19 protein-coding genes and 2 pseudogenes are annotated in these 22,272 nt (G+C 71.9%); 14 read left to right on the top strand and 7 right to left on the bottom strand.

Going from position 1 to position 22,272, the window contains the following annotated elements; translation table 11 throughout:
• Positions 1-40: 40 nt before the first annotated feature.
• Positions 41-1,570 carry a DUF4331 domain-containing protein gene (locus tag CCN42_RS19945; protein ID WP_086737503.1) on the bottom strand — a complete coding sequence of 510 codons (1,530 nt, stop codon included), beginning with the start codon at positions 1,568-1,570 and terminating at the stop codon, positions 41-43.
• A gap of 162 nt (positions 1,571-1,732) precedes the next feature.
• Here CCN42_RS19945 and CCN42_RS19940 point away from each other — a divergent pair.
• The 3 genes and pseudogenes from CCN42_RS19940 to CCN42_RS19930 all read left to right on the top strand — a co-directional run.
• Positions 1,733-2,284: pseudogene (locus tag CCN42_RS19940) on the top strand (sigma-70 family RNA polymerase sigma factor); the annotation flags it as partial.
• The gene (locus CCN42_RS19935; RefSeq protein WP_086737500.1) at positions 2,281-3,093 is read left to right on the top strand and encodes an anti-sigma factor; all 813 of its coding nucleotides are present in this window, start codon (positions 2,281-2,283) and stop codon (positions 3,091-3,093) included. The pseudogene CCN42_RS19940 and the gene CCN42_RS19935, both read left to right, overlap by 4 nt.
• A gap of 126 nt (positions 3,094-3,219) precedes the next feature.
• A complete protein-coding gene (locus CCN42_RS19930; RefSeq protein ID WP_073942132.1) occupies positions 3,220-3,489 on the top strand; it encodes a hypothetical protein in 270 nt (89 codons plus the stop codon).
• 42 nt (positions 3,490-3,531) lie between these two features.
• Here CCN42_RS19930 and CCN42_RS19925 read toward each other — a convergent pair whose 3' ends face one another.
• From CCN42_RS19925 to CCN42_RS19920, 3 genes and pseudogenes are all read right to left on the bottom strand, one after another.
• Positions 3,532-4,728 carry a CaiB/BaiF CoA transferase family protein gene (locus tag CCN42_RS19925; protein WP_086737507.1) on the bottom strand — a complete coding sequence of 399 codons (1,197 nt, stop codon included), beginning with the start codon at positions 4,726-4,728 and terminating at the stop codon, positions 3,532-3,534.
• Positions 4,729-4,786: 58 nt separating this feature from the next.
• Positions 4,787-4,882, bottom strand: a pseudogene (locus CCN42_RS44575) (ABC transporter permease); the annotation flags it as partial.
• 37 nt (positions 4,883-4,919) lie between these two features.
• Positions 4,920-6,071: a type ISP restriction/modification enzyme gene (locus CCN42_RS19920; protein ID WP_086737498.1), complete on the bottom strand. Its 1,152-nt coding sequence runs from the start codon at positions 6,069-6,071 to the stop codon at positions 4,920-4,922.
• A 598-nt stretch (positions 6,072-6,669) separates the two neighbouring features.
• Here CCN42_RS19920 and CCN42_RS19915 point away from each other — a divergent pair.
• The 3 genes from CCN42_RS19915 to CCN42_RS42610 all read left to right on the top strand — a co-directional run bounded on the left by CCN42_RS19915 (position 6,670) and on the right by CCN42_RS42610 (position 10,340).
• The gene (locus tag CCN42_RS19915) at positions 6,670-9,933 is read left to right on the top strand and encodes an RHS repeat-associated core domain-containing protein (protein ID WP_245877380.1); all 3,264 of its coding nucleotides are present in this window, start codon (positions 6,670-6,672) and stop codon (positions 9,931-9,933) included.
• 18 nt (positions 9,934-9,951) lie between these two features.
• Entirely contained in the window at positions 9,952-10,080 is a 129-nt protein-coding gene (locus CCN42_RS45665) for a hypothetical protein (protein ID WP_281259510.1), read from the top strand.
• Positions 10,081-10,163: 83 nt separating this feature from the next.
• A complete protein-coding gene (locus CCN42_RS42610; RefSeq protein WP_158102110.1) occupies positions 10,164-10,340 on the top strand; it encodes a hypothetical protein in 177 nt (58 codons plus the stop codon).
• A 48-nt stretch (positions 10,341-10,388) separates the two neighbouring features.
• Here CCN42_RS42610 and CCN42_RS19905 read toward each other — a convergent pair whose 3' ends face one another.
• The 3 genes from CCN42_RS19905 to hmgA form a co-directional block, all read right to left on the bottom strand.
• Positions 10,389-11,006 carry a GNAT family N-acetyltransferase gene (locus CCN42_RS19905; RefSeq protein ID WP_086737493.1) on the bottom strand — a complete coding sequence of 206 codons (618 nt, stop codon included), beginning with the start codon at positions 11,004-11,006 and terminating at the stop codon, positions 10,389-10,391.
• Between the two features lie 76 nt (positions 11,007-11,082).
• Entirely contained in the window at positions 11,083-11,832 is a 750-nt protein-coding gene (locus CCN42_RS19900) for a GntR family transcriptional regulator (RefSeq protein ID WP_086170147.1), read from the bottom strand.
• A 63-nt stretch (positions 11,833-11,895) separates the two neighbouring features.
• Positions 11,896-13,209 carry a homogentisate 1,2-dioxygenase gene (hmgA, locus tag CCN42_RS19895; RefSeq protein ID WP_086737505.1) on the bottom strand — a complete coding sequence of 438 codons (1,314 nt, stop codon included), beginning with the start codon at positions 13,207-13,209 and terminating at the stop codon, positions 11,896-11,898.
• Positions 13,210-13,410: 201 nt separating this feature from the next.
• Here hmgA and CCN42_RS19890 point away from each other — a divergent pair, with 201 nt between their 5' ends.
• The 8 genes from CCN42_RS19890 to CCN42_RS19855 all read left to right on the top strand — a co-directional run.
• Positions 13,411-13,968 carry a hypothetical protein gene (locus CCN42_RS19890; protein WP_086737491.1) on the top strand — a complete coding sequence of 186 codons (558 nt, stop codon included), beginning with the start codon at positions 13,411-13,413 and terminating at the stop codon, positions 13,966-13,968.
• 80 nt (positions 13,969-14,048) lie between these two features.
• Positions 14,049-14,666, top strand: coding sequence for a TetR/AcrR family transcriptional regulator (locus CCN42_RS19885; protein ID WP_086737489.1), 618 nt, complete (start codon positions 14,049-14,051; stop codon positions 14,664-14,666).
• Between the two features lie 127 nt (positions 14,667-14,793).
• Positions 14,794-17,025, top strand: coding sequence for a molybdopterin oxidoreductase family protein (locus CCN42_RS19880; RefSeq protein WP_086737487.1), 2,232 nt, complete (start codon positions 14,794-14,796; stop codon positions 17,023-17,025).
• Between the two features lie 156 nt (positions 17,026-17,181).
• A complete protein-coding gene (locus tag CCN42_RS19875; RefSeq protein ID WP_086737485.1) occupies positions 17,182-18,606 on the top strand; it encodes a CitMHS family transporter in 1,425 nt (474 codons plus the stop codon).
• A 59-nt stretch (positions 18,607-18,665) separates the two neighbouring features.
• Positions 18,666-19,898: an MFS transporter gene (locus tag CCN42_RS19870; protein WP_086737483.1), complete on the top strand. Its 1,233-nt coding sequence runs from the start codon at positions 18,666-18,668 to the stop codon at positions 19,896-19,898.
• Between the two features lie 253 nt (positions 19,899-20,151).
• Positions 20,152-20,400, top strand: coding sequence for a DUF3574 domain-containing protein (locus tag CCN42_RS44570; RefSeq protein ID WP_339384348.1), 249 nt, complete (start codon positions 20,152-20,154; stop codon positions 20,398-20,400).
• An 86-nt stretch (positions 20,401-20,486) separates the two neighbouring features.
• Positions 20,487-21,875, top strand: coding sequence for an aldehyde dehydrogenase family protein (locus CCN42_RS19860; protein WP_086737479.1), 1,389 nt, complete (start codon positions 20,487-20,489; stop codon positions 21,873-21,875).
• A 30-nt stretch (positions 21,876-21,905) separates the two neighbouring features.
• On the top strand, positions 21,906-22,272 hold a 367-nt coding region (locus CCN42_RS19855; RefSeq protein ID WP_158102109.1), incomplete at its 3' end, for an alcohol dehydrogenase catalytic domain-containing protein.

Here is a 22,272-nt window from a genome sequence, read left to right as displayed (position 1 = left end):
GTTGGGGAGGGAGCGGGCCGCGCCGGTCCGGAGGGGGCCGTCAGTAGGCGCGGCCCCGGCCGCGGCGCCACCAGGCCAGCCCGGCGCCGATCAGCAGCACGCCCACCGCGCCCGCGCCCGCCGAGGCGGCGATGAGCGGGGTGTCGTCGTCCCCGGCGGAGCCGGCCGGGCGCAGGGCGTCCCCCAGCTGGCTGCGGACGTCCGCGTCGCCCGAGGTGCCCTTGGCGAGCGGGCCGCGCGAGCCCTCCGTCGGCAGGGCGACGTACGGGAAGGCCTTCTCGAACTTCCTGTCGTTCGCGTCGACCGCGTCCCCCAGGTCGTTCTCGGCGCCGACCAGTTCGCCCTCGACGACCTGGAGGGCGATGTCGATCACGTCGTCGGTGAGCCGCCGCCCGTTCGGGAAGCCGGCGGTGTCGCCGTCGAGGACGCCGAGCCGCTCGGGGTGCTTCGCGGGCTTGACGGAGGTGTTCAGGCGCAGCTGCTCCGCCGGGGTCACGTGTGGGGGCTGGTTGAGGTCCTGCACGCCCTTGAGGAAGACGTCGACGAGGTCGTTGCGGGGCTCGGCCGGCGCCTTGATCTTGTAGATCGCCTCGATCAGCTTCGGCAGTTCCGGGTTGGTGACGTTCTTCAGGAACTTCGCGTCGTCCCGGGGGGTGGACGCGTTGAACACGTCCTTGTCCTTCTGCGGGTTGACGACCTCGTTCACCAGCGGATTGCCCAGCCGGGACACCTGGGTGAACCCGCCCTTGGCGGTGCGGCGCTGGGTGGTGGACCAGATGCCGACGACCGGCTGGTGCGCCGACTCGGTGATCATGTGGGTCGGCACCTGGAGGGCGATGGAGTTGACGTTGTAGCCCTTGAGGGTGTCGTTGCCGACCTCGGTGAGGTTGCCGCCGTACAGCAGGTCGAAGACGCGCAGGTCCAGGAAGAACGGGTCGTCCGCCTGCCCGGCGAACGTCTGGGCGCCGCCCGCCAGCTTGTGCACGGCCTGCCGGCGGAGCTTGGCGTAGTCCGGCATCGACGCCTTGCCGACGTTCGACGGCGCCACCGGCACCTCGTCGGCGATCTTCGTGCGGGACACCGCCCGCAGGTTCTTCAGCCGGATCAGTTCGAGGTCGTACGTCTGGGTGACGTTGAGGTCGGGGTCGTCCAGGCTGTCGACCGGACCGGTGTTGTACAGGAAGGTGTTCCCGTTCTTGACGTGCGTGCGGAAGGTGTAGCGGAACACCAGGTCCTCCCGCGCGTCGCCGTCGTTGTCGACCCGCAGGTCGTACTGGGCGTCCTCCGCGAAGGGGAAGAAGTTCGGTCCGCCGGCCGGCTCCTCGAAGGGGATCCAGTCGGCGACGATCGTCGTGGTGTCCGGCCGGTCCGGGCTCACGAACGCGTACAGGTCCGTGGTGTCGTACTGCGGGGTGCCCGAGATCAGCGGCGCCTCCCGGTGACTGGAGGCGGCGGCCTCCCCCGGCTCCAGCGCGGCCACGCCGGCGGCTGCGAGCCCCCCGGCGGCCAGCGCGCCACACACGAGGGCGGCGACGCCGCGTCCCGCCCCGCTCCTGGAGATAGCTGTCATGCCGTCCGTCCTCCGTGCCGATGTGCCTGACGCCGGGGATTCGCAGCGGACCGCCGGCCGGATTGGTCGGTGGACGGAAAACTTCTCCTCCGTCATTTCCTCGCGCGCGACCCGCGTTTTCGGCGCGCTGATCCGTACTCCCGTCCGAGAGGTGACAGGGAGGGGGAGCGGGTGGAGGCGGACGAGCTTCTGCTGCGCGTGGCGGGCGGCGACCAGCGGGCCTTCGAGGATCTCTACGCACTGGTGTCCGGCCCGGTCTTCGGGCTGGTGAAACGCGTGGTGCGGGATCCGGCCCAGTCCGAGGAGGTGGCCCAGGAGGTGCTGCTCGAACTCTGGCGGTCCGCCGGGCGGTTCGACCCCCGGCGCGGCAGCGCGCTCGCCTGGGTGCTCACCCTCGCCCACCGGCGCGCCGTCGACCGGGTGCGCAGCGCCCGCGCGGCCGTCGACCGGGAGCAGCGGGAGGCGTTGCGCGCCCAGGCGCCCGCCTTCGACCAGGTCGCCGAGGAGGTGGAGGCCGGACTCGAACGCGAGTGGGTGCGCCGCTGCCTGCACCGGCTCACCGCCCTGCAGCGGCAGTCGGTCACCCTCGCCTACTACGAGGGCTACACCTACCGTGAGGTCGCCGAACGGCTGTCGCTGCCGCTGGGCACGGTGAAGACCCGGATGCGGGACGGCCTGACCCGGCTGCGGGACTGTCTCGGAGGTGCGGCATGAGCGTCCTGGACCGTCTCCTGGGCCGCGAGGACCCCCACTCCCTCGCCGCGCCCTACGCGCTCGACGCCCTCGGCCCCGGGGAACGGCACCGCTTCGAGCGGCATCTGGCCCGCTGCGGGCGGTGCGCCGCCGAGGTGCGGGCCTTGGCCGAGGACGCGGTGCGGCTGGCCTGGTCGGCGGCCGAGCCCGCGCCGCCCGGCCTGCGGGACCGGGTCCTGTCGGCCGTACGCACCACACCGCAGGAACCGGCTCCGGCCGCCGCGCACGCCCCGCGGCTGCCGCCGCACGTCTGGGGCACGCGCCCGCCGCCCGCCCGCGCCCGCAGGTCTCGTCCGCGCCCCCTGTTCGTGCCGTTCGCGACCGCGACCGCCGCCGCGGCCCTCGTCGTCGCCGCGCTCTTCGCCGTGCAGGCGGACCGGACCCGGGACGAACTGGCCGTGGAGCGGGACCGGGCACGTGAGATCGCCCACGTCCTGGCCGCCGGGGACGCCCGCGCGGCCTCCGGCCGGGACGGGCGGGGCGGCACGATCGGAGTGATCGCTTCCGCGTCCGAGGGGCGTGCGGTGGTGACCCTGCGCGGATACGGCGAGCCGCCCGGGGAACGCGTGCACCAGCTGTGGGTCATGCGCCCCCATGCGCAACCGCGCTCCCTGGGCCTGTTCGACGGCGACACGCCGCTGGTCGCGTCGGACCTGGACAGGGCGGCGACATCACTCGCCGTGACGATCGAACCCGACGGAGGATCGGATCGGCCGACCACGAAACCTGTTGTCCAACTCGCCCTGAAATCGGTCGGATTCGGAGAGTAATCGAGGAGGGATCGTCAACACCCTTACGGGGAAGGTGTTTCCTGTGACCGCGATGCACGAGTGCCCCGAGGGGGCGATAGGGTTACCCTGCCCGGGCCGGGTGGACTCGTACGGGTGGGGAGTGACATGGAACAGATAACTGTGCGCAGCAGGGCGAGGGTCCCTGCGATCACCTGCGGAAGCAGCGCGACCAGTACGCGCCTCGACCGCCATCTCGCGGTGCTGGCGGGTCCCGCCGTGCCGCAGCAGAAGACGGCCGAGGCGACCTCGCTGATGCGTGAGCTGACCGCGCGCGAGCCAGCGCACCGCCCCAGCGCCACGGGCGCCCGAGTGAGCCGCGTCTCGCTCTTCGCCCCGCTGCGCCGGCTCCGCCGCACCCTGTTCGGCGGTCACTGACCGGTACGGGCGTTCCCCGAGGGCCGCTTCCCGGACCCGCGCTCAGGCCACCACACCGTCCCGGCGCAAGGCTGCGATCTCGTCGTCCGTCATCCCCACGGCACGCAGCAGCGCCCCGGTGTGCTGGCCGAGCGCGGGGACGTCGCCCATCCGTGCGGTGTCCCCACCCGGCAGGGTGATCGGCGGCAGCAGTGCCCGCAGCGGCCCCACCGGCGACTCCACCTCCCGCCACCGGTCCCGCGCCGCGAGCTGCGGATGCTCCGCCACCTCCCGGACGTCCCGCAGTCGCGCACAGGCGATCCCCGCGCCCTCCAGCCGCGCCAGCGCCTCGTCGGCGTCGAGCGCCCCCAACGCCTTCGCCACCAGCTCGTCCGTCCGCTCCCGGTTCGCCACCCGCGCCGCGTTGGTCGCGTACGCCGGATCCGTCCCCAGCTCCGGCCGGCCCACCACCTGTTCGGCCAGCCGCCGCCACTCCCGGTCGTTCTGCACCGACAGCAGCACCCGGCCCCCGTCCGCCGTGCCGTAGGCGTCGTACGGCGCGATCACCGCGTGCGCCAGACCGGTGCGCGCCGGGGGAGTGCCGTCGTGCATCGCGTGGTGCAGCGGATGGCCCATCCACTCCGCCAGCGACTCCAGCATCGAGATCTCCACCGGCCCGCCGCGCCCGGTCGTCCCCCGGCGCACCAGCGCGGCCAGCACCCCGGAGAAGGCGTACATGGCCGCCGCGATGTCCGCCGCAGGGATCCCCGCCTTCACCGGCTGCTCCGGCGTCCCGGTCACCGACACCAGGCCCGCCTCGCACTGCACGAGCATGTCGTAGGCCCGCTTGTCGGCGTACGGCCCCGACGCCCCGTACCCCGAGATGTCCACCGCCACCAGCCGCGGGTGCGCCGCGCACAGCGTCGCCGCGTCCAGGCCCAGCCGGGCAGCCGCCCCCTGCGCGAGGTTCTGCACGAACACGTCCGCGTCCGCGACGAGCCGCCGTACGACCTCCTGTCCGCGCGGGTCCTTCAGGTCCAGCGCGATCGACTCCTTGCCGCGGTTGCACCACACGAAGTGCGAGGCCAGGCCGCGGGCGGCGGTGTCGTAGCCACGCGCGAAGTCACCGCCGTCGACCCGCTCGACCTTGATCACCCGGGCGCCGAGGTCGGCGAGCTGACGGGTGGCGAACGGGGCCGAGACGGCCTGTTCGACGGCGACGACGGTGATGCCCTCCAGGGGCAGGGGGAGACGCTCCATGGGGTGGATCATGGCTCGCGCCCCGGTCCTTTGTCAGCAGGGCAGGACTCCTGCGCCGCTACCGGATCCCGTGCGCGTACCGGCGCACGGCCGCGGGAGCGAAGACGGCGATGAGCAGCGCGCACCACGCCAGCGACCCGGCGACCGGGGGGGCGGGTTCGCGCCGCGGGGGTGAAGCGAGTCCGAGTGGGTCAGAGCAAGGCCAGTTGGCCTTCCGGGCCTTCCTCCCGCGCGTTCAGGACCGAGGCCGGGCGGCGGGCCTGCTCCGGTACGGGAAGGACGCCCGCCTCTCGCAGCTCCGTCGCCGTGATGGGCGACGTGGGCGTGAGCTGTTCCCGCCGCGGGCGCAGTTCCGCGATCAGGGTCAGGACCGTGATCAGCTCCAATAGTTCCGATGTCCAGGTCTGCGGCCACGTCGCCGGGCGGACGGCTGTCAGGGTTCCCGGTTCGGCGGGGGCGGTGCGGGCGGTGAACCAGTGCTCCAGGACGCGTACTCCGCCCGCCTCGAAGTCCCAGGCCTGCGGCGGCACCGGGGAGATGCGGCCCTCGTCGAGGTGCAGGGCCTCCTCCTCGCGGTCGTAGCGCAGGGCCGCGGGCCGGGCGGGCAGCGGGGCGCGGACGTAGGGGCGGCGGCCGCCCGGCAGCTTCGGGCGTTCGCCGTCGCGGCGCATGAGCCACAGCAGGCGACGGCCGAGGGCCAGGCCCTCGGCCCAGAGGCCGGGGTCCGCGGTGAGGGGGACGGTGAGGCCGGGGCCGGTCGTCGCCACGGTCCAGGCGAGGACGTCCAGCGGGGCCACCGTGTGGCCGAGGCGGCCGGCCAGGTGGTCCAGGAGCCCCGGGGCCAGGTTGGGTTCGGTGCCGTCGGGGCGGCGGTGGAGAGGGCGGACGGGGCCGAGCAGGGGGAGGACGGAGGTCGCCAGGAGCGGCAGCGCCGGGTCGTTCGGGTGTTCCACGGCGAAGACCTGGTGGGGTCCGGCCACCCGCCACAGCTCCGGGCGGGCGGCGTCGATGAGGCGGTGGTCGGGCAGGAGCCACTGCTCGTCGAAGGGGGCGCGCAGGACGCGGACCGGCTCCGGGCAGGGACCCGTGGCGCGCAGCAGGCGTTCCGTGCCGGTGGACTGGCCGGGCAGCTGGGCGACCGCGGTGTGCAGGGTGCGGGCGCGGGACGGCTCGAACAGCGCCTCCCGGTCGGCGCCCTCGGCCCGGACGAGCGCGTTCCAGCGGGCCTTGAGCGAGCCGGGGTCGGGAGCCGCCGGCCACCCCCGGCCGAGCCGGGGAGGTGCGACGGACCACGGCATGAGGTCCGCCAGCGGCGGAGCGTCGTCGTACGTCACGCCCGGCATCGTACGACGGGCCGGGGCCGGGCCAGGTCTTCGGGCTCATTGTCGACGCGAGGGTCATCGGCGTGGCGATCGGCTCTCTCCGGGGCATGTACCCCGGCTCCTGAGACGGTGAAAGCAGGAGCGTGAGTTCTTGCTCCGCGATCCCACCAGGTCGTCAGCCATGTCGGAAACCGTTGCCGCATAGGCACTTTTCCGTCTGATACCGAGGACCTGACAGACCCCACGATCCTTCCTGAGCGGGCCGTCCTCGCGCTGAGGCCCCGATGGATGGGGAAACCGCAGACTAAGGGGACGGTCCGATTCCTGCCCGCATGAGCGGGGAGTTAGCGGGAAGGGTGCGGATCTTTGTGCGATTGCTGTGACAGGTTGTGGGCGCCCGCTGGCCAGAGGGTCGTCGGGGTCTGTCTTCCTGTGGGGGAAAGCCATGCACAAGCGTGCCTTTGGCATGCCGTTTCGGCGTGCCCGGAAAAGATCAGCCGCAGCCGCGGCGGCACTGACGGCGGCTGCCCTGGCCACCGCCGTACTGCCCGGCGCGAACACGGCCACCGCCGCCGACCGACCGGTTTCGGCCTGGGGCCCGAGCAGCCCGGACTTCGAAATGCCCGCGGTGAAGGTCGGCCCCAACCGCCCGGTGCAGTCCGAGCCGTCGAAGAACCCGACGGATGAGCTCTACGTGCCGTGGCAGCGGGAGCAGCGCGAGCGCGTCGAGCGCCCCGTGAACGGGTCGGCCGGTGCCAAGCACACCTCGTCCCGCACGACGGCCGCCTCCAGCTCGACGACGAGCATCGTCCCGGACGGGCAAGGTGATGTCCCCTGGCACCGTTACACGAGCTTCGCCATCACGGACACACTCAGAGCGAGGATCGACTACTCGACCGGCAACCTGATGCTGACGGCTACGGACTTCGACATCGCGGGCGTCGGGCAGCGCTTGCAGCTGGCACGGACGTACAACTCGCTGGACGCCCCGTGGGGCCGCGTCTCGCAGCGCTGGTGGCAGCAGTACGAGCGTTACCTGTCGGCCTCCAGCACAGAGGTGATCTTCTACGACGCCTCCGGCGCCACTGTCCGCTTCACCAAGAACAGCGACGGCACATTCACCACGCCGAAGGGCTACTCGCAGGATCTGCGGAAGAACACGGACGGCACCTACACCCTGACCAAGTGGAAGTCAGGGTCGAAGGAGACCTACAACCAATACGGGACCCTGACGAAAGTCACCGACCGCAACAAGGGCACGATCACCGTCACCCAGCACGACGTCAGCGGTGAGAACAAGGGATTCAAGCTGACCGAGACCCGCTCGGGCCGCTGGATCGACCTCGTGAAGACCTCTCCTTCCCAGTGGCAGGCCAAGGACAACACCGGCCGCACCGCCGTCCACAACCTCGACGCGTCCGGCAACCTGGCCACCACCACCGACACCGAGGGCAAGACGGTCACCTTCCACTACGACTCCTCCGGCCGCATCGGCAAGATCACCACGGACGAGGGACGGGTGACCGTCTTCACCTACGACGACGTCAACCGCGTCACCTCCATGCTGCGCGGCACGGGCTTCAACAGCGACGGCCACACCGGCCCCACCTGGACCTACAGCTACACGGCCGCCTCGCCGACCGCGGCGGGCACGACGACGGCCAAGGACCCGGAGCTGCACTCCACCAAGTACGCGCACGACGGCGACGGCCGGGTCACCGAGGTCACCGACCATCTCCAGCGCACGCGGTCGACCAAGTTCGACGCCAACCACAACATCGACACCGCCACCGACGCGATGGGGTCGGGTACGACGCCCGGCAACGTCACGGACTACGGCTTCGACGCCCGCAACAACCTCGCGTCCGTCGCCGTGCCCACCGGGGCGAAAACGGTGAACACGTGGCAGACGATCGCCGGCGGGGACGTGCCGAAGGACTCCACGAACGCCGACGGCGAGAAGACGGCCTTCACCTACGACACGGTCGGCAACACCACCTCGGTGGCGCAGACCGGCACCGGCGGCGGCAGTGTCTCCTTCGACTACAACCCCGCTACCCCGACCTGCGGCGGCTTCGAGGGCCAGCGCTGCAAGGCCAGGACGAAGATGACGTCGACGAAGACCGTCGTCACCGACTTCCACTACGACGGCAAGGGCAACCTGGACTGGGTCCAGCCCCCTGCCCCGCTGGCCCGGACCACCTTCACCTACGACGACCTGGGCCGCACCAAGACGGTCACGGACGCCCGTGGCGTCACGATCACGTACACCTATGACAACCTCGACCGCATCCGCACCGTGACCTCGCCGAGCACGGTGAAGGTCGAGTACTGGTACGACGGCGACGGCAACCTCGTCCAGCGCTCCGACGGCACCGGCATGACCAAGTACGAGTTCGACCCGCTCCAGCGTGAGACGGTCCGCCACCTCCAGGACGGCTCCCAGACCCTGCTCGCCTACACCCCGGCCGGCAACGTCGACTACTACCGGGACCCGGCCGGTACGGTCGACTACACCTGGAACGAGGTCAACAAGCTCACGCAGCTGAAGGACCCGCAGGGCCGGATCACGACCTACACCTACAACAACAACGACGTCCGCACCACGACCACCTACCCCGGCGGCACGGTGCACAAGGTCGACGTCGACAAGTCCAGCCGTCCCACCTCGATCAGAGCCACCTCACCCCAGGGCACCCTGATCGACCTGGCCTACACGTACGGCTACGGCGCGAACGCCGCCACCGACGGCGGCAAGATCCGCACCTCCACGGACACCGTCCGCGGCACCAAGCGGACGTACTCCTACGACGGGGCGGGCCGCTTCTCCTACGCCAAGGAGGAGAAGGCCGGGGCGATCACGGATTCCTGGCAGTACTGCTACGACCTGGCCGGCAACCTCACCTCGCAGGGCACCGACCAGGGCTGCCCGCGCGGCACCACCTACTCCTACAACGACGCCCAGCAGCTGACGGCCAAGTCCACCACCAGCGGCCCCTGGTCCTACGACCAGATCGGCAACGAGACCGCCGGCGCCTCCACCGACGACTACGCCCGCACCGGCGAGCAGTGGACCGACCACTCGCAGATGTCGTCGATCACGGTCGCCGCCAAGGCGTACGCGGGGCAGTACGGCTCCACCGACCAGAGCGAACGTATCCGTCTCGGTGACACCTTCTTCCACAACGGGCCGCTCGGCCTGTCGGCGAAGACGACCGCCGGTGTGGACATGGGATTCAACCGCGAGCCCGGGGGCACCTTGAACTCCATGACGACCGGGGGCAAGACGTACTTCTACCTCACGGACGCCATCGGCAGCGTGGTCGCCCTGGCGGACGCGGACGGCAACAAGGTCAACACCTACACCTACAGCCCCCGCGGCGTCCGCATCCTCGCCCAGTCCTCCGAACCGATCGCCCAGCCCTACCGCTTCGCCGGCGGCTACCAGGACCCCACCGGCCTCTACCACTTCCAGGCCCGCTACTACGACGCCAACATCGGCCGCTTCACCCAGCCCGACCCCTCCGGCCAAGAGAAGAACCCCTACCTCTACGCCGAAGGCGACCCCGTCAACCGCATCGACCCCAATGGTCTGCTGTCGTTGGACATCGGCGGCGAAGCCTGCTTCTGGATCTGCGGCGGCGCCGGCGTGAGCATCAACGAGGACGGCGGTGTCCATCCCTATGTCAGTGCCGGCGTCGGTACACCTGGTGGCAGCGCCGATGCCAGTCTCGCATCCGGCTCGGCCGACCGAGGGTGGACGGGGGAAGTCGCTTGCGGCTTCGGACCGCTCGAAGCGTCCGTGAGCACTGACGGCAGCGAGGGCGTGGGCACAGGCGGCAGCACCGGCAAGTGCTCAGGTACCGCCAAATACACCTTCTGACAGCTCGGGAGACCCTGCATGCTTGCTCTCATCGAAGTCGCCAATGACCGACCCGACGGGCCGTCGTGGTCTCCCTACCTGGCCATCGGCATGTTCATCGTCGCCATGATCTTCGTCGGCATCATGTACGCCAAGCGGCGTCGCTGACCACACAAGCACGCGTGCGAGGGCTTCTCCTACAGAGAGGCCCTCGCCGCCGAATACCAGGAGCTGTCGTTTTGGTCATTGTCGTGGGCGCTCTCATCACCCTGTTCGGGCTGGCTACAGCCCTCATGGGCCCGCGTGTGGCGAGCACACTCAGCAGACGGTCCGGCGGACGGTTCGAGGCATCCAACAGGCTCGCCTTCCGGGTGATCGGCACGATCCTGGCGGCCGCGGGATTGTTCTATGCCATGACGGGTGAATGATGCGGTCATCATGAGCGGAACAACGGGCGCCTGACGTCAGCGGCACGGTCAGTCCGACGCGTGGACGGCTGTTTCCGGACGTCCACCGTGCTGGAACCACTCCGGAGCCAAGATCGACATCACCGTCGCGTCCACCCGTTCGCCCTCCCAGAGCAGTGCGTCACGCAGCACACCCTCCGCGACGAACCCCACCTTCTCGTATGCGCGGCGAGCTCGCGGATTGGACGCGTAGACCTCCAGCGCGATGCGGTGCAGCCCGAGCTTTTCGAAGCCGTACCCGACGATCAGACGGGTCGCCTCCGTCCCCAGACCAGACCCATAAGTGCCGGGCACCAGGCAGATGCGGAAGCTGCAACTTTCGTTACCCGGATTCCACTCGTTGAGGACCACCTCGCCGATGACGTTCCCCGTCACCTGCTCGACCACGGCAAGGTCCAGCCGGTCATCTTGCTCCCGGCGGCTGTCGTACCAGGCCCGTATGCGACCCTCATCGGGTATGCCGTCGTCATGACTGCCGGTCAGCCGTGATACCTCCGCATCCAGGAATATCGGCATCAGCGCAGGCACGTCGTCCACCGTGACCGGCCGGAGCAGCACCTGTTCCCCTCTCAGCGACGGCTTGCTGAGGAAGTCCGGACGTGGAGCACTTGGAACGTGATCAACCATTGCCGCATTGTGTCCGACTGATCCGCCCAACGTCCGCCTGATATACGAACTTCGTCTCCTGCCCCCGGCCCGTCTTCTATGTGGCGTCCAGGGTGACCGTGAAGGAGAAGCGGTCGCCGCGGTAGTGGATGACGGCCACGTCCAGGACGCGGCCGTCCCCGTCGTAGGTGACGCCCGTGTAGTGCAGGATCGGGCTGAGCAGCGGCACCTGGAGCAGCCGGGCGGTCTCCGGGTCGGCGAGACGGGCCTCCACGGTGTCCGTGATCCGGCTGATGTCCGCGCCGACCACATCGCGCAGCACCTTCGTCATCGGCCAGCGCACCAGGTCGTCGAGGTCGATGCGGTCGGCCAGTTCGGGGCGGACCCAGTTGCGGGCGTGGTTGGTCGGCTCGCCGGTCTCGGCGTCGCTGCGCAGCCGGTGGTAGGCGGCGGCCTCGGCGAGGTCCGGGAAGTACTCCGCGGCCTCGGCGGGCACGGGGGCGCGGCCGTGTTCCAGCAGCTCGGTCGTCATGCCGGACTGCTGGGCCACGATCGCGTCCACCGAGCCGAGCAGCCGGACCGGTGAGCCCCGGCGGGCGCTCGGCTCGATGAACGTGCCGCGCCGGCGATGCCGGGTGATGAGCCCTTCGTCCTCCAGTTCCTTCAGCGCCTGCCGCATGGTCAGCACGCTCACGCCGTAGTGCCCGGCGAGCTGTTCCTCGGTGGGCAGCCGCAGCGGGTCCCGGGGCGAGCGGCCGAGTATCGAGGCGCGCAGCGACTGCGACACCTGGTACCAGAGCGGCAGCTTGCGGTTCAGGACGATGGAGTCCGGGGCGAAGGAGGTCACGGGGCCATCCGTACCGGTTGCGGAATCGTCAGTGCAACAGTGGGCCGTGGGGGCGCGCCATGGTCAGCGCGCGCCGAAGTGGCGTTCCAGGCCCTGCCAGACGTCGTCGTAGGCCCGCTGCAGGTGGTCCGCCTGCGCCGCCTGCGGGGTGAGCGTCACCGGCCAGCGGGTCTCGAACATGAACGCCAGCCCGTCGTCGATCTTCTGCGGCTTCAGCTCGGCCGCGCTCGCCCTGTCGAACGTCTCCCGGTCGGGTCCGTGCGCGGACATCATGTTGTGCAGCGAGCCGCCGCCCGGCACGAAACCCTCCGCCTTCGCGTCGTAGGCGCCCTCGATCAGGCCCATGTACTCGCTCATCACGTTCCGGTGGAAGTACGGCGGCCGGAAGGTGTCCTCGCCGACCAGCCAGCGCGGCGCGAAGACGACGAAGTCGACGCCGGCCAGGCCGGGGGTGTCCGAGGGGGAGGTGAGCACCGTGAAGATCGACGGGTCGGGGTGGTCGTAGGAGATGGTGCCGATGACGTTGAAGCGGCGCAGGTCGTAGACGTACGGAACGTAGTTGCCGTGCCAGGCGACCACGTCCAGCGGGGAGTGGTCGTAGGTGGCCGTCCAGAGGTTGCCGCAGAACTTGTTCACCACCTCCACCGGGCCATCGACGTCCTCGTACGCGGCGACCGGCGCGTGGAAGTCGCGGGCGTTGGCGAGTCCGTTGGCGCCGATCGGGCCGAGGTCGGGGAGGCGGAAGGGGGCGCCGTAGTTCTCGCAGACGTAGCCGCGGGCGGTCTCGTCGAGCAGCTCCACCCGGAAGCGGACCCCGCGCGGGATCAGCACCACATGGCCCGGCTCGGCGTGGAGCAGGCCGAACTCGGTGCGCAGCAGGAGCCCGCCGCGCTCCGGGACGATCAGCAGCTCGCCGTCCGCGTCGCTGAAGACGCGGGTCATGGAGGCGTTGGCGTGGTAGAGGTGCACGGCCATGCCGGAGCGCTGGGCGACGTCGCCGTTGCCCCCCAGAGTCCACAGGCCCTTCAGGAAGTCGGTGCCGGGCTCGGGCTCCGGGAGCGGGTTCCAGCGCAGGCGGTTGGGGTCGGGCACCGTCTGGTTGAAGGGCGCGGTGCGCAGCGCGCCGTTGCCGGTGCGGGTGAACGCCGGGTGGGCGGCGGACGGGCGGATCCGGTACAGCCAGGAGCGGCGGTTGTGCGCCCGGGGCTCGGTGAACGCCGTACCGCTCAGCTGCTCCGCGTACAGCCCCAGCGGGGCGCGCTGGGGTGAGTTGCGGCCCTCGGGCAGGGCGCCCGGGACCGCCTCGGAGCTGTGCTCGTTGCCGAACCCGGAAGAGTACGCCAGCCCTTCGGCGGCCTTGCGTGCGTCCCCGCTCATGATCACTGCTCCTTGTACCGGTGGTGGAGTGCCGGTGAGGGTCGGCCTGATTCCTATGGATCACCGTAGGATTGCGGTTGCTCCCGCGCAAGGGGTCCGTGCCGGCCCGCGCCCTCTCCTCTCGGCGGACTACCGGAGGACTACGAGAACCAGACCTGAGGGGGATTCGACGCGTCGCACCCGTGTTCTACGCTCGCCGGCATGTCATGGACGCGCGGATTCACCGCCGCGTTCGCGGTCTGTGTCCTCGTACTGGCCGGATCCGCGGGCTGCGGCACCGGTGACACAGAAGAGCGAAGAGGCGGAGGCGCACCCGCGCCCGTGGGCAGGGTGCTGGAGGACAGGGACGACCAGGGGCGGCCCTACCGCCAGGTCGACGAGGAGGACGCCCCCGAGGTCGGCATCGAGGTGCAGCCCGCCCCGGCCGACGGCGGCTGGCGGGTCCGGCTGACCCTCGACGGCTTCCGTTTCTCACCCGCCCGGGCGCCCGCCGAGGCGGTGGCCGGGCGCGGCACCGCGCGGCTCTTCGTCGACGGCCGGTACGTCGCCGAACTGCGCGGCCCCGAGTACCGGCTGCCCGGCCGCCTCGTCCCGCGCGGCACCCACCAGGTCACCGCCCGGCTCTACGCCGACGACGGCACCGTGTGGGCGGTGGACGGCGAGCCGGTCGAGAGCACCGCCGACATCACCGTCTCCGCGTCCGAACCGGCACCCGGGAGGAGCGCGGAGGGCTCCGCGGCGCCCGGGGCGAGGCGCTGACTCGGCGGCGAGATGAGTGCTGTGGCCATCGGTGTCCGTACTGGGGGGTGAGGTTCACCGGACCGCCACGGAAAGGCATCATGAAGCCCGTGCCCCACGCGACCACGCTCCGCCGCGCGCCCGTCCAGCGCCGCAGCGCCGAACGGCTGACCAGGATCCTCGACGCCTGTGCCGACCTCCTCGACGAGGTCGGCTACGACGCGCTGAGCACCCGCGCCGTCGCCCAGCGCGCCGGTGTCCCCATCGGCTCGGTCTACCGCTTCTTCGGCAACAAACGGCAGATGGCGGACGCGCTCGCCCAGCGCAACCTGGAGCGCTACGCCGAGCGCGTCACCGGGCGGCTGAAGGACGCCCGGGCCGGGGACTGGCGGGCGGCCATGGACGCCGTGCTCGACGAGTACCTGGCCATGAAGCGCACCGCGCCCGGTTTCTCCCTGGTCGACTTCGGCAACCAGATCCCCGTCGGCGCCCGGCAGGGCGAGCCCAACCACCGGGTCGCCGACCGGCTGACCGACCTGCTCTCCGGCTTCCTCGGCCGCACCCCCGACGAGGATCTGCGCCGGACGTTCCTGATCGCCGTGGAGACCGCCGACACCCTCGTCCAGCTGGCCTTCCGGGTGGACCCGCGGGGGGACGAGCGGATCATCGCGGAGATGCGGGAGCTGCTGCGCTCCTATCTGGGGCGCCTGCTGGACTGACGGCCGCGCCGCGGGAGCCGCGACGGACGCAGGGGAGTCGCGCAAGGGCCTCCCCTTTCATGCCTACCGGTCGGTATGCTCGGCTCCGTCCGCGCGCCGTCGCCGCCGCCAGCTCCCGGGAGGACCCGTGTCCCGCACCGCTCTGCGTATCTGTCCGTTGTGCGAGGCCACCTGCGGGCTGACCCTCACCATCGAGGGCACCGCGGTCACCGGCGCCCGCGGTGACCGCGACGACGTCTTCAGCCAGGGCTTCATCTGCCCCAAGGGCGCCTCCTTCGGCGCCGTCGACGGCGACCCCGACCGGCTGCGCACCCCGCTGGTGCGCCGGGACGGCGAACTGCGCGAAGCCACCTGGGAGGAGGCCTTCGACGCGGTCGCGGCGGGCATCCGCCCGGTGGTCGAGCGGCACGGCCCGCACGCGGTGGGCGTCGTCCTCGGCAACCCCAACGTGCACACCATGGCCGGCGCCCTCTACCCGCCGGTCCTGCTCGGCGCGCTCGGCACCCGCAGCCTGTTCACGGCCTCCACGGTCGACCAGATGCCCAAACACGTCTCCAGCGGCCTCCTCTACGGCGACGCGGGCGCCATCCCCGTCCCCGACCTCGACCACACCGGCCACCTGCTGCTGATCGGCGCCAACCCGCTCGAGTCCAACGGCAGCCTGTGCACCGCACCCGACTTCCCCGGCCGCCTGAAGGCGCTCAAGGCCCGCGGCGGCACCCTCACCGTCATCGACCCGCGCCGCACCCGCACCGCCCGGCTCGCCGACCGGCACATCGCGATCCGGCCCGGCACGGACGCGCTGCTGCTCGCGGCGACCGCCCACGTGCTGTTCGAGGAAGAGCTGGCCGACGTCGGCGAGCTGGCCCCGCACCTGGACGGGCTGGACGAACTGCGGGCAGCCCTCCGCGACTTCACACCGGACGCCGTCGCCCCCGCCTGCGACGTCGACCCCGAGGTGCCGCGCCTCCTCGCCCGCGAGCTGGCCGCCGCGCCCACCGCCGCCGTCTACGGCCGGATCGGGAGCTGCACCGTCCCGCACGGCACCCTCGCCAGCTGGCTCGTCGACATCCTCAACATCCTCACCGGCAACCTCGACCGGCCCGGCGGCGCCCTCTTCCCGCAGGCAGCCACCGACCGGACGCCCCGCCCGGCCGGCCCCGGCAAGGGCTTCGCCCTCGGCCGCTGGCACTCCCGCGTGAGCCGGCACCCCGAGGCGAAGGGCGAGCTGCCCATCTCCGCGCTCGCCGAGGAGATCGACACCGCGACGCAGGACGGCGAACCGATCCGCGCGCTCGTCGCCGTCGCCGCCAACCCCGTGCTCTCCGCGCCCGACGGCGACCGCCTCGACAAGGCGCTCGGCTCCCTCGACTTCATGGTCAGCGTCGACCCCTACCTCAACGAGACCTCCCGGCACGCCGACGTCGTGCTGCCGCCGCCCCCGCCCGCGCAGAGCCCGCACCACGACTTCGCCTTCAACGCCCTCGCCATCCGCAACCAGGTCCGCTACACCCGGCCCGCGATCCCGCTGGAGCCCGGCCGGATGGCCGAGACGGAGATCCTGGCCCGGCTGGTCCTCGCGGTGACGGGCATGCACGGGGCAGACCCGGGCGCCGTCGACGCGATGGTGATCGACCAGACCCTCGGCAGGGCGGTCCAGGACCCGCACTCCCCGGTGCACGGCCGCGACCCGCGTGAACTGGCCGCGCAGCTCGCCGGCGAGAGCGGCCCCGAGCGACGGCTCGACCTGATGCTGCGCCTCGGCCCCTACGGCGACGGCTTCGGCGCCCGCGAGGACGGGCTGACGCTGGAGAAACTGCTCGCCCACCCGCACGGCATCGACCTCGGGCCGCTGCGTCCGCGCCTGCCGCAGCCGCTGAGGACCCGCACCGGCAAGGTGGAGCTGCTGCCCGGCCCGATCGCCGGCGACCTGCCCCGGCTGAAGCGGGCCATGGCCGAGCGCCCCGCCGGACTGCTCCTGGTCGGCCGCCGCCACCTGCGCTCCAACAACTCCTGGATGCACAACATCCCGGCCCTCACGGGCGGCACCAACCGCTGCACCCTGCACATCCACCCGGAGGACGCCGAACGGCTCGGTGTGCGCGACGGGGCGTCCGTGCGGGTCAAGGGCGCCGGGGGAGCGGTCACGGCCGTGGCGGAGGTCACCGACGCGGTGCGGCGGGGTGTGGTGAGTCTGCCGCACGGCTGGGGCCACGACCGTCCGGGCACCCGGCTCCGCCATGCCGCGGCCGATCCCGGCGTCAACGTCAACCAGCTCCTCGACGGCAGCCTGCTGGACCCGCTGTCGGGCAACGCGGTGCTCAACGGCGTTCCCGTCGAGCTGGCCCCGATGGCCTGAATTGTTCCGGGCGTTGACCTGAGCAAAGCTGTGACCAGCAGTTTTGCGCTTATTGCTCGCGTGTCAACGTCTTGTTAACGCTGCTTGACGGGACCTAACGTCCATCGCACCGCCGGCCCAGGTGGGAGTTCAAGGGCGAACGTTAGGTATCCACTCATGCTGACCATCCTCGGCTTCGCCATGATCGCGACCTTCCTGGTCCTGATCATGATGAAGAAGATGTCGCCGATCGCGGCGCTCGTGCTGATCCCCGCGCTGTTCTGCGTGTTCGTCGGCAAGGGCGCCCACCTGGGCGACTACGTCATCGACGGCGTCACCAGCCTCGCTCCCACCGCGGCGATGCTGATGTTCGCGATCGTCTACTTCGGGGTGATGATCGACGTCGGTCTCTTCGACCCGATCGTCAGAGGCATCCTGAAGTTCTGCAAGGCCGACCCGATGCGGATCGTCGTCGGGACGGCCCTGCTCGCCGCGATCGTGTCGCTGGACGGCGACGGCTCGACCACCTTCATGATCACGGTCTCCGCGCTGTACCCGCTCTACAAGCGGCTGAAGATGAGCCTGGTCGTCCTGACCGGTGTCGCCGCCATGGCCAACGGCGTGATGAACACGCTGCCCTGGGGCGGCCCCACCGCCCGCGCCGCCACCGCGCTCAAGCTGGACGCCAGCGACATCTTCGTCCCGATGATCCCGGCCCTCGCCGTCGGCCTGCTCTTCGTGATCGGACTCTCCTACGTCCTCGGTCTGCGCGAGCGCAAGCGGCTCGGTGTGCTGACGCTGGACGAGGTGCTGGTGGAGGAGAAGGAGACGGTGCTGGTGGGCGCCGGTTCCGGGGCCGACGCCGAGGACGAGCGGCTCACCGGGGGCTCCGGCGCGAGCACGGGCGCCGACGCCTCCGGTCCCGCCGCATCCGCCGGTTCCGCCGACGAGGACGACGACTTCCAGGGGCTCGACCCCCACCGCGACACCCTGCGCCCCAAGCTCTACTGGTTCAACGCGCTGCTCACGGTCTCCCTGCTCACCGCCATGATCATGGAGTGGCTGCCGATCCCGGTGCTGTTCCTGCTCGGCGCCGCGCTCGCGCTCTCCGTGAACTTCCCGCGCATCCCCGACCAGAAGGCCCGCATCGCCGCCCACGCCGACAACGTCCTCAACGTCTCCGGCATGGTCTTCGCCGCCGCCGTCTTCACCGGCGTGCTCCAGGGCACCGGCATGGTCGACGCCATGGCCAAGTGGATGGTGGACGTCATCCCCCAGGGCATGGGCCCGCACATGGCCCTCGTCACCGGTGTGCTCAGCCTCCCGCTCACCTACTTCATGTCGAACGACGGCTTCTACTTCGGCGTCCTGCCGGTCCTCGCCGAGGCCGGTGCCGCGCACGGCGTCTCGCCGCTGGAGATGGCCCGCGCCTCCCTCGTCGGCCAGCCGCTGCACATGTCCAGCCCGCTCGTCCCGGCCGTCTACGTGCTGGTCGGCATGGCGAAGGTCGAGTTCGGCGACCACACCCGGTTCGTGGTCAAGTGGGCCGCCCTCACCTGCCTGGTCATCCTCGGGGCGGGCATTCTGTTCGGCATCATCTGACGTCCTTCCGACCACGTCGTCCGTCGCCCTCGACTCCTTCCCCTCCGGAGGTAACGACCATGGGGCCCGGTGGGAACCGCGGCTGGCTGCTCCGCCTCGTCATCGCCTTCAGCTTCGCGCAGGGGGCGGTGTCGATGGCCCGGCCCGCCGTCTCCTACCGGGCCCTCGCGCTGGGCGCCGACGAACGGGCGATCGGCGTGATCGCGGGCGTCTACGCCCTCCTCCCGCTGTTCGCCGCGGTCCCGCTGGGCCGCCGTACCGACCACGGCCGCTGCGCGCCGCTGCTGCCCGCCGGCGTCGTGCTGATCTCCGGCGGCTGCGCGCTCAGCGGCCTGGCCGGCTCCCTGTGGGCCATGGCGGTCTGGAGCGGCGTGATGGGCCTCGGCCACCTCTGCTTCGTCATCGGCGCCCAGTCCCTGGTGGCCCGCCAGTCCGCGCCACACGAACAGGACCGCAATTTCGGCCACTTCACCATCGGCGCCTCCCTCGGCCAGCTCGTCGGCCCGATCGCGGCCGGCGCGCTGATCGGCGGCCCCGACCGGGCGGGCAGCAGCGCGCTCGCCCTGCTCGTCGCGGGGGCGGGCGCCGCGGTGGCCTTCACCTCGCTGTGGCGCATCGAGCACCGCCGTACGGCCTCCACGTCCCGTACGGGCGCGGGCGACCGTGTCCCCGTGCACCGCATCCTGCGCGCCCGGGGCGTGCCCGCGGGCATCCTGATCAGCCTCTCCGTGCTGTCCGCCACCGACATCCTCACCGCCTACCTGCCGGTGGTCGGCGAGCACCGGGGCATCGACCCGTCCGTGATCGGGCTGCTGCTCAGCCTGCGGGCGGCGGCCACCATCGCCTGCCGCCTGGTGCTCACCCCGCTGCTGCGGCTGCTCGGCCGCACCGCGCTGCTCACCGTGACCTGTCTGCTGGCCGCCGTGCTCTGCGCGGGCGTCGCCGTGCCGGTGCCGGTGTGGGCGCTCGCCCTGATGCTGGCCGCGCTCGGCTTCTGCCTCGGCGTCGGGCAGCCGCTGTCCATGACGACGGTCGTGCAGGCGGCGCCCGAGGACGCCCGGTCCACCGCGCTCGCCCTGCGGCTGACCGGCAACCGCCTCGGCCAGGTCGCCGCCCCGGCCACGGCAGGCCTGGTCGCCGGGGTGGCGGGGGTGGCCGCGCCGTTCGTGATGCTCGGCGCGTTGCTGCTGCTGTCCTCCGGGGTGGCCCTGCGCGCCCCGGCGCAGCCGGCGGCGGGGGAGGGCGCGCGCGAGGTGCGCCCGCCGCGGGCCCGCCGCCGCAGCGAGGCCTGAGCGGCACCCGCAGCCGGCCGGCCTGAGCGGACGCCGGCGCACAGCACTCGGCGCACAGCACTCCTGGGCTGCCACGGCACCGAGCCGGCGGCCCGGGCTGCCACGGCAACCAGCCGGCCTGAACGGACGCCCGCACTCGCGCCCCCGTACCCGGGCGCCCCCGTACCGGGGCGCCCCAACCCCCGGCGCCTCTGGCACCGGCTCGGCGGTCCGGCCGTCGCGGAGCGGGAGTTCACCGAGCCCCGGACCGGGAGTGACCCCGGCTCTCCCGGACGGGCCGACCGTGCAGGAGGGGCGCGGGCAGTGGCGGGACGGGCACGGCGTGGTCGGGAAGGAGCGGTCGTGCCGGCTGGTCCTGCTGTATCCGGTGGCCGAGGCGGCGGCGCGGGACCGGAGGACCGGGGAGATCCGGCGCGCCTGCGCGCAGCGGTGCGGCCAGGAGGCGGTCGCGTGTGGGCATCCGGGCGCGGGTCGACTTCTGAGCCGCGGCCGGGTAGGGTGAGCCGTGCCATGCGGGGCGCCCCTGGTGCCGTAAAACTAACGGCGCTAGTTTGGGGGCGACGACGAGGCCCGCCCGGAGGGAACGCGATGAAGGCACATGACGGCATGTACATCGACGGCGCCTGGCGCCCGGCGGCCGGAGCGGACGTCATCGACGTCGTGAACCCGGTCGACGGGCAGGTCATCGGCCAGGTGCCGGCCGGTACCGCGCTGGACGTCGACGACGCCGTACGGGCCGCCCGTACCGCCCTGCCGGGCTGGGCCGCCACCCCGCCCGCCGAACGGGCCGCGCGGCTGACCGCCCTGCGGGACGGCCTGGTGGCGCGGGCCGAGGAGATCGCCGAGACGGTCACGGCCGAACTCGGCTCGCCGCTGAAGTTCTCCCAGACCGTCCACGTCGGCGCGCCGGTCGCGGTCGCGGGCTCCTACGCCGAACTGGCCGCCACGCACGCCTTCGAGGAGAAGGTCGGCAACTCCACCGTCCTCCACGAGCCGATCGGCGTGGTCGCCGCGATCACCCCCTGGAACTACCCGCTGCACCAGATCGTCGCCAAGGTCGCCCCCGCGCTCGCCGCTGGCTGCACGGTCGTCCTGAAGCCCGCCGAGGACACCCCGCTCACCGCCCAGCTGTTCGCCGAGGTGGTCGACGGGGCCGGGATCCCGGCCGGTGTCTTCAACCTGGTCACCGGGCTCGGCCCGGTCGCCGGCCAGACGCTCGCCGAGCACCCGGACGTCGACCTGGTCTCCTTCACCGGTTCCACCGCCGTCGGCCGGCAGATCGGCGCGGTCGCCGGCTCCGGCATCAAGAAGGTCGCCCTGGAGCTGGGCGGCAAGTCCGCCAACGTGATCCTGCCCGGCGCCGACCTGGCCAAGGCGGTCAACGTGGGCGTCGCCAACGTGATGTCCAACTCCGGCCAGACGTGCAGCGCCTGGACCCGGATGCTGGTCCACCGCGACAGCTACGAGGAGGCGGTGGAGCTGGCGGCGGCCGCCGCCGCCAAGTACGGCGACCGCATCGGCCCGGTGGTGAACGCCAAGCAGCAGCAGCGGGTGCTCGGGTACATCGCGCAGGGCGTCGCCGAGGGCGCCCGGCTGGTGGCCGGCGGCCCCGACGCCCCGCGCGAGCAGGGCTACTTCGTCAGCCCCACCGTCTTCGCCGACGTCACCCCCGAGATGACCGTCGCCCAGGAGGAGATCTTCGGCCCCGTCCTGTCGATCCTGCGCTACGAGGACGAGGAGGACGCCCTGCGCATCGCCAACGGCACGGTCTACGGCCTGGCGGGCGCGGTCTGGGCGGCCGACGAGGCGACGGCGGTCGCCTTCGCGCGCCGGATGGAGACCGGGCAGGTCGACATCAACGGCGGCCGGTTCAACCCGCTGGCTCCGTTCGGCGGCTACAAGCAGTCGGGCGTGGGCCGGGAGCTCGGCAGCCACGGCCTGGCCGAGTACCTGCAGACCAAGTCCCTCCAGTTCTGAGCCCCTCCGGGTCGTAGGGAGTCATCTGTCATGGCCGTCCGTGCCACCGTCCGAGCCGCCGTCGTGCCCGCCGTCGGCGCCCCGCTGGAGATCACCGGCATCGAGCTGCCCGAGCCCGGACCCGGGCAGGTCCGGGTCCGGCTCACCGCCGCCGGGGTGTGCCACTCCGATCTGTCCCTGTCCAACGGCACCATGAAGGTGCCCCTCCCGGCCGTCCTCGGCCACGAGGGCGCGGGCACCGTGCTCGCCGTCGGCGAGGGCGTCACCCATGTCGCCCCCGGCGACCCGGTCGTCCTCAACTGGGCGCCGTCCTGCGGGAACTGCCCCTCCTGCGCGCTCGGCGAGGTGTGGCTGTGCGCCAACGCCCTCGGCGGCATCGGTGCCGTCCACGCCCGCC

It is taken from the genome of Streptomyces glaucescens, assembly GCF_002154375.1.
In the GTDB taxonomy this organism is placed as follows: domain Bacteria; phylum Actinomycetota; class Actinomycetes; order Streptomycetales; family Streptomycetaceae; genus Streptomyces; species Streptomyces glaucescens.
This window is presented reverse-complemented; position numbering and strand designations above follow the sequence as displayed.